We start from the raw sequence: 9,363 nt of genomic DNA, 5'->3' as shown, positions 1-9,363 counted from the left end.
CTTTTTAACTTTCGTATAACTTCGTATAATGTATGCTATACGAAGTTATTACGGACGGTCAGTTGGATAGCTTCCGCTAATATAAGGTAAAGAAAGTTCTCCTGTTTCCGTAACAAAAGCGGTTGCATAGTCAGTGTCTCTGTAAAATGCATTCCATTGTTTTACCTGCTCAGAATAGCTTCTCTCAAAACCACGTACTTTCGGTGATTTAAAAACACGATCAGCCTCTATTCTTGTGACGTTATTATTACCTTGATCACATGATTTAGTGTTAGACATAACAATTATTTCATTTCTTTCAATTATTGGTAAATATTTTACCGTATGAACATTAAGGAAAAATTAGGGAATTTAAGATCAATCCATATCAAAACCATCTATATTTTTGATTGGATACCGTTTAATATTTATCTCTTTTAATGAAGAAATCATGCTTCCATTAGACAGTAAACTCTACCTACCAAAAGGTATAACCCTGGCTATATTATTAGCAATTACTCCATCATCCTATGCCTTTGATTTCATGCAGGGGCAAAAAGTCCTGCAATTAGGTGGTTATCTGAGTCACTCAGGTAAAACACAGTTTATCGGAATTGAGGATTTGATTGGCGATCGCTTCACAGTGAGTAAACACCATGATGGGAATCTATTGGTAGGATTAGGGTACCTTTTTAATCATCCTCTAAAAGAAACTGCTCAATTATCCTATGGCATGAATGTCTTTTATTTAGCAAAAACATACGTCAAAGGACAGGTTATCCAAGAAGATTTATTTGAAAATCTGGCTTATAAATATGGCCTTACTCATCTCCCTATCTATGCTGCTGCAAAAGCATCTATTAATAACCCTGCCAATAGCTATGGGATTACTTTTGATAGCGGAATCGGATTAAATATTCTGACGACCAGCAGTTTCCATGAGAAATCGCTCGACGGCATCACCCTTCCAGATCATGCTTTTTCTGGGCATAGTCAGGCAGCCTTTTCTGCAATGGCAGGTTTTGGATTAAAGATCAACAACGTTTTTGGTCACGCACCACTAGAGTGTGGCTATCGTTTTTTTATTTAGGACAAGGCAAATTTAAAAAACAGACGAATCAACTACTCAATAACCTTAGCACAGGTCCAACCTATGCTAATGCGTTGATTTGCTCTGTGACGGTTTAACTCATCGAAGGATAGTGAATGAAACGGCATTTAACCACGCTTAGTGTGTTGTTTACTTTATTATTAACAAGCCAAATCGCCTTTGCAGCAGCCTTTTTCAACGTATCGTCAACGGGCCTGTCATCAGAAACCATAAGCATTACTCTATGCCTTAATGGGAAAGCCCCCTTGACTTGTCAAAACTATAATGTTTCCTCGTTAAATTTAAATATTACTACCACCGTACCCAATCGTACCTACCCATCCGTAGGCATTAAGGTTAATAGACCGAACTACTTTCCCTTATTGGGCTGCACACCCCTTGCAAATGGCTACTGCTTATTTTCAGCAAATAGCGTATCCCCCGCCAAAATTACTCCCGCAAATGCACGATACAATGTCGTATTCGATGCTGGCAGCAGTGGTACACGGATGTTTATCTATCAAACGGTTGCTCCCGCCAATCCTCTCATCGTTACTTTATTCACGGATAATAACAACATTCCTTTAGCAAGTTTTGCGAATAATCCTGCTGCTGCAGGAAACTCTCTCCAGCCACTGCTGACAGAAGCAACGAGTGTTTTGCAAACTTATAACATCACACCACCTCAAGCCATTGCCAGCGTTTTGGGAACTGGGGGAATGAGAACACTGACAGAAGCAGAGCAAGCGGCTATCTATCAATCAGTTGCTAATACGATAGTTAGCAATAATTATGGTTTGGGCGAAACAAAACCATCACAGGACAGCAAGAAGGACTCTATCAATGGCTGGACGTCAATTATTTAAACAATACCCTTGGTACCTACTTTACTAAGGGTATTATTGAAATCGGTGGGGCTTCTGCACAAGTAGCCTTTGTTGCCAATACACCGTCTAATCCCAATGTGATTAAGCTTACCATCAATAGTGTAGTGTATGATATTTTCAGTATTAGCTTTCTAGGATTAGGACAAGACCTGGCACGGCTATCGATGAATGCTGTACAACCACCTCTCAATCCTAATGATTGCTACCCTGTTGGCTACAATCAGGGCCCCATTACAGGGAGTTTTCTATACAGTGGTTGCCTGGCAAATTATATTGATGTACTTAGCGATTTTTCAACGGTATCTCAGTTAACTTCCGTACCTGGTTTTGGAAGCCAAAGTTATTATGGTATTGCAGCGATTTACTTTAATTCAACATTTCTGGGTGTTTCCAATAATTTCAATCCACTTTCAGTCGCCAATGCTATCACATCTATCTGTTCTAACAGTTATGCTCAGTTGCAACAGTTATACCCTGGCTTACCACTATTATTTAATAAATGCGCTGATTCAACCTACATCGATTCTTTTCTATATTCGTCATCCGGATTAAATTTGATTGGCATTCCTGTAGAACCGGTGGTGACTATCAGTGGAGTTCCCATAACCTGGACTGGTGGTTATATTTATCAGGTAAATAAGACCCCCTCAATACTGGGCTGAATAACTAAGATAGTGTGCATAATAGTACCCGCCTTGCGTATTGAAAAATAGTCATCACTTGCTTGCGTTTAGACTTGCATAGTCGCAATAGTGTTACCGCTCGTTTTGCCTGTGACTCTAGATAATTCATAGCCTGATGAGTAGATTTCCTTGTGTCACTTAGTCCAATTCCTGAATCATATTCAGTGTGTTTACGTGTTTATTAGGTGAACATTACGTAACCCGGCTGGCAAAGCAGAGGCTCTTTGAGTTTCAGTCAGTAGAAAATTGAAGTACAGTAAAAGGAAATTGTTTAAATTCAATGATAATCAATTTGGATATTATGAGAAAAGTCAAATTTTTATGGACAGCTTTACTGATTAATTTTTCCCTTCCAGTTTTTTCAGCACAACTCTTAATTCCTATCCAATACTTGGAGACCACTGGTGCTCGTGAATTAACACCCTTTACTCTGGATAATGAAAACTATATTGCCGTAGCGCAGTTCGCTGAAGATATCCCTAATACCTCTGCTAATATGAACGGAGGTAACGCCGATGTTGATGTGATAATTTTCAAGAAAGCAGGTAGTAAATTCCACGAATATCAACGCATTCCCGGGCATGGGAATGAATCGGCTACTTTTTTTCCATTGGTAAAAATTCTTTTTTAGCAATTGCCAGCGCTCACTCAGGTCCTCATCCTCCTTTTAATTTGCATACTTATTCCATGCTCTATCAATGGGATGGACGTTATTTTTATCCTGTACAAGACTTTTTAACTTACGGCGCGAAGCAATGGTACTATTTTAATCTTGGCCAACGTCACTTTTTAGCGGTTGCAAATGGAGGAAATGCGCCTGCAAATAATACTCAAGCAACTAATTCCATGATTTATGAATGGAATGGTAAAAATTTATTCCTTTTCAAACCATTCCATCGCTCAAGGGTTATTCGTTTAAAGCATTCTCCATGAATAACAAAGTCTTCCTGGCCTTTGCCGATCAGTTGAAACAGTCATCCCTTTATCTATGGAATGGGACACAATTTAGTCTATATCAACAATTTAAAGGTGATGGCGGCCGAGCCTTTGAATTTTTTATGCTAGATAATAAATTTTATCTCGCCTATGCCAATATTAAAACGGACTCGATGCTCTATCAGTGGGATGGGAAAAAATTTAATCCCTATCAACTTTTGCAAGGCAAAGGAGGACGGCATTTTAGTTACTTCACCCTAAGAGACGAACATTATCTTTTCCGAGTTAATTTTATTACGGGAAATCGAAATAACCCAACCCCCGCATTGCAATCTCCTTTATATCAATGGAAAGAAGGACAATTTGCCCTCGTTCAAACAATACCTACATTTGGTGGCGTGAGTTCCCGCGTATTTTCAATGGATAATGCACTTTATATGACATTAGCAAACAGTTTAAGCGCCGAGCTACGTTTCAAGGTGAAGTCAGTTATTTATGAAATTACCCAAGGCAAACCCATTGAGTATGGATAATTGCAATCCTAGTTCATATTGTGCTTCCTTTGCGCCTTAAAAACCATGTACCGGCAATGCCATTTTTTCGTACAAAATAATTATTGAATAGAGAATTAAGATTCCGTTAAGGTAACTGCAATACACTAGGCAAAATTTACCAGGAATCAACATGGGTAAAGAGCAAATTTCTTTTTTAAGCGTCCAAGCGCTACTAGTGGTACCCTAACAAAAATAGCGCTCCAAGACCTTGAAAACAAGCTATTAAACGCTTGGATTTTAGAACATCACAAATTGCAAGGCTGTATAATTACTGCTGAGCATGACGAGGGCAGAATAGGTTTTTGCTGCATTGATTTAAACCAAGCGATAGAAATAGAAAAATCCAATCAGCTATCAATGCTTTTCTCCAAAAAATCCTAATACATCATTAATTATGCTTGGCATGGTTCAATACCCAACTAGCAAATTCCCAGCGATGCAAACACTATCTCAATTGCCAATTCAAGGAATTAGCAAGCATATTGTTTTAGCTAATCACGATATGAACTCGGATTTATGTCAACAAGTTGAAGACATGGTAAAGCAACAGCAGTTAGCTAATAAACAACGGCATTCATTGTGGTCTGAGGCAAAAATAAAATATACCGAAGGAATGAGTAATTTATCGCAGGACAAACAGCAGAAATTGCAAACTGTAATAGAGGAGCTTGAGGAATCAATTATCAATGGATTGGATAAAGAAAAATCCCTGACTGAATTTATTGATAAGACTCAGCTTATTCTTGAAGAAGAATCACATCCTTTTCTCAATATTGTTTTAAAAGTCGCTGCTGTGGCAATTATCACTTTATTTGCAGGTGTAATAGGCTATGGAATTGGACTAACACTGTGCGCTTATTACCCTGCTCTCTTTATCGCACCTTTTCTGGGAACAGTAGAGACAACATCATCTACATTAGCAGTCACTACTGCATTGCCGAGTATCATTGGCGCCGGCATTGCCTGTGATACTCTATTTAAACCCCAAGCTAGCATGCCTGTCCCACAAGAAACCCATGAACTTGTAAATGCTGCCCGTTCCAATCTGCAATCACTTTTCTAAATAATCAATCAATGGGGAGATAGAATCTGACCCCATTGATTTTTAATCCGTAATTATTGATTTGGACAACCACTTTGATGATAAGCTACGAGCGCATTATAAATGGCATCATAATTTGCAAATACAGCTGGATCCGCTTTTATATTATCAAAAACAGTATCTGTTCGTTTACAATCACCTACCCCAGATATAATCGCATGTTCACCATTCGCTTTTTTATATGACATAAAACTCTTGCCGCAATGCAGATGTGGTCGCTTTGCCGCAGGATTTCCCAAATACTCCTCATTGCCACAATAGGTTTTCTTAAAGTTAATGTTCGCAAAAGAAACCACTGGAACCAACATAATCAGGCAAGCCGCTAGAGAAATTTTTTTCATTGTAAGACATCCTCGTTTAAAATATCGGAGTTTGCCATATATCTTTTTAATATCAAGTAATTATTTAAAAAATATCAGCAATTATACCTATAAAATACCCAAATCATATGGATACTGTAGTATAATAAATACACACTCCATCCCTCGCTAAAAAATGTCTACAGAAAAATTTGAAACAGACAATACTATTCAAATTCAGGAAGTCGATGAAGTTAATGGACTCAGCCGCGATTCGACTCACCACTTAATGCGATCAACCAATATTCCGGGGGCAGCCATTGCAACTTATAAGCACGGGCATATCTTTACAATGCCAATAGGAGAAACGCTTGGTACGGAAACGTCCTCCCCCACACCTGTTAGGCCCGGAACAGTTTTTGAGGCCGCTTCGCTGAGTAAACCAGTATTTGCTTATTTAGTGCTCAAATTACTAGAAATTAATAAAACCAGTAGAGATCCTGAGTTCCTGGGAAAATTTAAGACTGAATTTGATTTAAAACACCGTTGTATACCCTGTTTCGAGACAAGGATGGAAACATAATTCCAGATGATGAAAACCCCTTCCTCAAGCGATTTCTACCCAACCAGAAAGATCAGGCAAAACTCTTGACCGCTGAAATGGTGCTATCCCACAGAACGGGTTTGCATATCAAGGATGGAGAGCCATTTAAATTCCAGTTTCCACCCGGCAAACATTATGCTTACTCAGGACCTGGTATAGATTGCTTGCAGGGAGCCATTGAAGAATTAACTGGTACCGATCTGGAAACATTAGCTCAAGAGTATGTATTTGGATCACGGGCTTTAAAGATGCCAAACAGCAGCTATGGACCTAAACCTACTGCGGCCAATAGTTTAAGAACAACAGCAGAAGAATATGCCAAATTCATAACAGCGTGGATCAATGATGACAAATTGAATTATGCCTTCAGACCTGTCGAGCCCATTTATTCGATGAGTAATGACTTTTTTCCCTATTCAGACGATAAATTGGTTGAGAAGATAAGAGTTTCCGAAGTCGATAGAGAACAAGTAACTTGGGGTTTGGGTATAGGACTAGTCAAAAATGAACGAGGCCAAATCATAGGTACTTATCACACAGGCGACATGGATAAAGCAAGAGCTGGCTTTGGTGCTGAAATAAATCCTCAGACTCAACGTTGTCTAACAACGTCTGTTTATTTTGCCAATTCGCACAATGGGCATATCCTTGCTGAACAGTTTTTACCTCCGACATTGGAACCCGCACTCAATTATTTTTTTCCAACCTACGGCTTTGCTCGGAACATCAAAGAGTTAGACGGCACTGATTTTCACGGAGTAAATCCAAAAATCTTAAACCCAGAATTAAAAGAAATGGCCTACAAAACACAGTCTGCTACACACAATGAAGAACAAGTACAAGATCAAGAAAAAACTCAGATCCCCACTCCTAAACCACCATGGGAATACTAACAACAAAAACATATTTCCTGGGATATGAATTTCTGGTTATCCTCAACATGCACAAAAAAATAAGTTAGGGGAAATCGTGTTAAGTTGTTGAGCACTTGGATAACTGCATTAGTTCATTAGGATTTAGCACTCTATGCACATTCTTATCCACAGATTTTGTGGATAAGATAAAAAAGCAATGATGAAAAAAGAATTTTATTAACCCCTTTTAAAATAAGGTTTCTTAATTATTAAGAGATTTTTTTTCTAAAAAATAGACGAGAAAGCCAAAGAATTATCCACAGGATAATAAGGGAGTAAAAAAAGAACTCCGCGTAAACAATGATAAACAAATAAATATTTAAAAAACAGTCTTGACTCTACAATTTTTAGATTTAGATGATAATTAAGAGAGTCAATTGATCAGCTTGCTTTCAATCCAAGTTAAATATTGATAGTAACTCACAACATTGTTTCCATCACAGTTACAGGATGTCCTCTAAATTCATCCATACCTATTTTATTAAATCCCTGTTGCCCATAGTATGCAGGAAGCGTTGGATCAAAAGTAAACAGATATAATTTTTTAACATCTAATTCAATGGCTTTTTGCTTGGTGGTATCGATTAACATTTTTCCAATACCATATTTTTGATAGGCCTTATCGACCACAAGGGACCCGAGCCAGGGCGTTAAATGTGGTCTTATTCCATCATTTTCACGTAAAGAAACACTACCTACTAACTTACTTCCATCAAACGCAACAAAAGTAATTGGCAATAACGCATCGTTCAAATGCTCATGGAAACGTTGCTCAACACGTTCGATGGAAATATCTGGTACCCAAATACTTCCTAAAACAGAATGCCAAATCCTCGCAAGAGCAGGAATTGCTTCGGGATAATTGCCGTTGCAAAGCTTCACTGACCTAGCTACGGAAACTTGTATACTTCAAGCTTGAAAAACGTATTTCTTAAAAAATCATATGATGTCAAGCGTTTTAAAATTTGTTAAAACTTGTTATAAAATTTCGGTATGAAATGCCCCACTTGTCCCTTATGTCCCACAGAAATTTAAATAATCCTGAGAGAAAATTGAATATTCAATTATGTTAATACCCTGGGTTCCACCTCTGTCAGAGAAGGCGAGATCATATCGGATAAAAACGTACCGTTAAAACCCACTACGGATTGGTAGCAGACTTACAATTATTGATTGACGTATTATTTAATATTTCATCAATAGTTGGCAGACCAGGGGTAACCCCATCATTTGCTATACTCTAGATTATAAATGTCCCTTTGTGGTGTGTGATATATGATCCCTCAAGAAAAGTTGTTTGCAACGATGATGCACTATCCAGTTAATATCATTGGTTACTTAGATCCCAGTAAAAACAATGAGAATGACGTTCAAAACTTTAAACTAATAAGCAGCCAAGGATTATTTGGTGATCTTCAAAGGAATATATGCAGTGAAAATAGCAGTTTACTCAACACTGGGTTAACCAATGTGCATATGGAATTTAGCGCGTACTACTTAACTTCTGCACCCAATGCAACAATAAAATTACAACTACATGATGATGCTCAATTTTTCATCACTGACAAGTTAAGTGGGTGTACATTTCTAGCGATTCAAATAGGGGAGAGTGTCACATGCTTCCATATCAATCGCGTAACAGAAGAGGGGGACATAGACCCCCTTGCTATAGACGAAGAAGTTAAAAATATTTTGTCTGATTTAGGGGGCGATGAAAATGATATTTTACTAAGGCTTGATAAGATTGATACCACATACTCAGATGCTCAAACAGCCGTCATAGGCACTTGTATAGATAATCAATGGTCTTTTCATTACCAGACTGTCACAATTGCTAAAGACATACACTTTACGCTAAACACCACCCTGGATACAGATCAGAAAATAAATATCATAAACAATTTAAAGTAAGTAGTGCCTTCTATTGGGTTAAGCCTAAATTCAGACTGTGTTTTTCAAGGCTTGAATTTTGTATTCAAGAATCAAAATTCAAGCCTTGATACCGCACTACCCTTACTTACCAAACTAATCTATTCCTCTATCGATAAATTATCAGCTTTAATTACCCCAAATCGCAGCCCAACAATAATTGCACTGGTTATATTTCGACAATCTAATTTTTGAAAAATAGATTGCCGATGCTGGGTGACTCTTCGTATGGATACCTTTAGAAACGCTGCGATTTCTTTCAGCTCCTTACCTTGTGCGGATAAATACAAGCACTGCTTTTCCTGCTCGCTTAATCGCAGGTCAAAAAAGATTGGTTGTCGTATCCAGGTATTGGACAGTAACGCCTGGATTTCCGCCAATTGATT

General features: G+C 38.0%; 14 protein-coding genes. 10 read left to right on the top strand and 4 right to left on the bottom strand.

Annotated elements, in window-relative coordinates; translation table 11 throughout:
* Positions 1-48: 48 nt before the first annotated feature.
* A complete protein-coding gene (locus BN58_RS09285; RefSeq protein ID WP_019216577.1) occupies positions 49-279 on the bottom strand; it encodes a hypothetical protein in 231 nt (76 codons plus the stop codon).
* Positions 280-430: 151 nt separating this feature from the next.
* Here BN58_RS09285 and BN58_RS23740 point away from each other — a divergent pair, with 151 nt between their 5' ends.
* From BN58_RS23740 to BN58_RS09250, 7 genes are all read left to right on the top strand, one after another.
* The gene (locus BN58_RS23740) at positions 431-1,069 is read left to right on the top strand and encodes a hypothetical protein (protein ID WP_019216576.1); all 639 of its coding nucleotides are present in this window, start codon (positions 431-433) and stop codon (positions 1,067-1,069) included.
* Positions 1,070-1,185: 116 nt separating this feature from the next.
* Entirely contained in the window at positions 1,186-1,935 is a 750-nt protein-coding gene (locus BN58_RS35985) for an acetate and sugar kinases/Hsc70/actin family protein (protein ID WP_019216575.1), read from the top strand.
* Positions 1,884-2,618, top strand: coding sequence for a hypothetical protein (locus tag BN58_RS09270; RefSeq protein ID WP_083852162.1), 735 nt, complete (start codon positions 1,884-1,886; stop codon positions 2,616-2,618). Before BN58_RS35985 ends, BN58_RS09270 begins: the two co-directional genes overlap by 52 nt.
* Before the next feature lie 322 nt (positions 2,619-2,940).
* Positions 2,941-3,270 (top strand): hypothetical protein, encoded by a 330-nt coding sequence (locus BN58_RS28365; RefSeq protein ID WP_232220485.1) that lies wholly within the window; start codon positions 2,941-2,943, stop codon positions 3,268-3,270.
* A 41-nt stretch (positions 3,271-3,311) separates the two neighbouring features.
* Positions 3,312-3,572 (top strand): hypothetical protein, encoded by a 261-nt coding sequence (locus BN58_RS09260; protein WP_156812449.1) that lies wholly within the window; start codon positions 3,312-3,314, stop codon positions 3,570-3,572.
* A complete protein-coding gene (locus tag BN58_RS09255; RefSeq protein WP_019216571.1) occupies positions 3,569-4,108 on the top strand; it encodes a hypothetical protein in 540 nt (179 codons plus the stop codon). Before BN58_RS09260 ends, BN58_RS09255 begins: the two co-directional genes overlap by 4 nt.
* 415 nt (positions 4,109-4,523) lie before the next feature.
* Positions 4,524-5,192 (top strand): hypothetical protein, encoded by a 669-nt coding sequence (locus tag BN58_RS09250; protein ID WP_156812448.1) that lies wholly within the window; start codon positions 4,524-4,526, stop codon positions 5,190-5,192.
* A gap of 53 nt (positions 5,193-5,245) precedes the next feature.
* Here BN58_RS09250 and BN58_RS09245 read toward each other — a convergent pair whose 3' ends face one another.
* Positions 5,246-5,572: a hypothetical protein gene (locus tag BN58_RS09245; protein ID WP_019216569.1), complete on the bottom strand. Its 327-nt coding sequence runs from the start codon at positions 5,570-5,572 to the stop codon at positions 5,246-5,248.
* 154 nt (positions 5,573-5,726) lie between these two features.
* On the opposite strand from BN58_RS09245, the gene BN58_RS35980 reads away from it, so the two are divergent.
* Together BN58_RS35980 and BN58_RS23725 are read left to right on the top strand one after the other, a co-directional pair.
* On the top strand, positions 5,727-6,113 hold the full coding sequence (locus BN58_RS35980) for a serine hydrolase (RefSeq protein WP_040916363.1): 387 nt from the start codon (positions 5,727-5,729) through the stop codon (positions 6,111-6,113).
* Entirely contained in the window at positions 6,077-7,027 is a 951-nt protein-coding gene (locus BN58_RS23725) for a serine hydrolase (RefSeq protein ID WP_156812447.1), read from the top strand. Before BN58_RS35980 ends, BN58_RS23725 begins: the two co-directional genes overlap by 37 nt.
* A gap of 441 nt (positions 7,028-7,468) precedes the next feature.
* On the opposite strand, the gene BN58_RS09235 is transcribed toward BN58_RS23725, so the two are convergent.
* A complete protein-coding gene (locus BN58_RS09235; RefSeq protein ID WP_019216568.1) occupies positions 7,469-7,930 on the bottom strand; it encodes a GNAT family N-acetyltransferase in 462 nt (153 codons plus the stop codon).
* A 393-nt stretch (positions 7,931-8,323) separates the two neighbouring features.
* On the opposite strand from BN58_RS09235, the gene BN58_RS09230 reads away from it, so the two are divergent.
* Positions 8,324-8,959 (top strand): hypothetical protein, encoded by a 636-nt coding sequence (locus BN58_RS09230; RefSeq protein ID WP_019216567.1) that lies wholly within the window; start codon positions 8,324-8,326, stop codon positions 8,957-8,959.
* Positions 8,960-9,078: 119 nt separating this feature from the next.
* Here the strand turns inward: BN58_RS09230 and BN58_RS09225 are convergent.
* A partial coding sequence (locus BN58_RS09225) for a response regulator transcription factor (RefSeq protein ID WP_019216566.1) occupies positions 9,079-9,363 on the bottom strand: 285 nt, incomplete at its 5' end.

Origin of the sequence: Legionella tunisiensis (assembly GCF_000308315.1) — a bacterium.
Taxonomy (GTDB): domain Bacteria; phylum Pseudomonadota; class Gammaproteobacteria; order Legionellales; family Legionellaceae; genus Tatlockia; species Tatlockia tunisiensis.
This window is presented reverse-complemented; position numbering and strand designations above follow the sequence as displayed.

Coding starts and splice junctions, on each gene's coding strand:
- BN58_RS09285 (WP_019216577.1), bottom strand. CDS start 279: ATGTCTAACACTAAATCATGTGATCAAGGTAATAATAACGTCACAAGA.
- BN58_RS23740 (WP_019216576.1), top strand. CDS start 431: ATGCTTCCATTAGACAGTAAACTCTACCTACCAAAAGGTATAACCCTG.
- BN58_RS35985 (WP_019216575.1), top strand. CDS start 1,186: ATGAAACGGCATTTAACCACGCTTAGTGTGTTGTTTACTTTATTATTA.
- BN58_RS28365 (WP_232220485.1), top strand. CDS start 2,941: ATGAGAAAAGTCAAATTTTTATGGACAGCTTTACTGATTAATTTTTCC.
- BN58_RS09255 (WP_019216571.1), top strand. CDS start 3,569: ATGAATAACAAAGTCTTCCTGGCCTTTGCCGATCAGTTGAAACAGTCA.
- BN58_RS09250 (WP_156812448.1), top strand. CDS start 4,524: ATGCTTGGCATGGTTCAATACCCAACTAGCAAATTCCCAGCGATGCAA.
- BN58_RS09245 (WP_019216569.1), bottom strand. CDS start 5,572: ATGAAAAAAATTTCTCTAGCGGCTTGCCTGATTATGTTGGTTCCAGTG.
- BN58_RS35980 (WP_040916363.1), top strand. CDS start 5,727: ATGTCTACAGAAAAATTTGAAACAGACAATACTATTCAAATTCAGGAA.
- BN58_RS09230 (WP_019216567.1), top strand. CDS start 8,324: ATGATCCCTCAAGAAAAGTTGTTTGCAACGATGATGCACTATCCAGTT.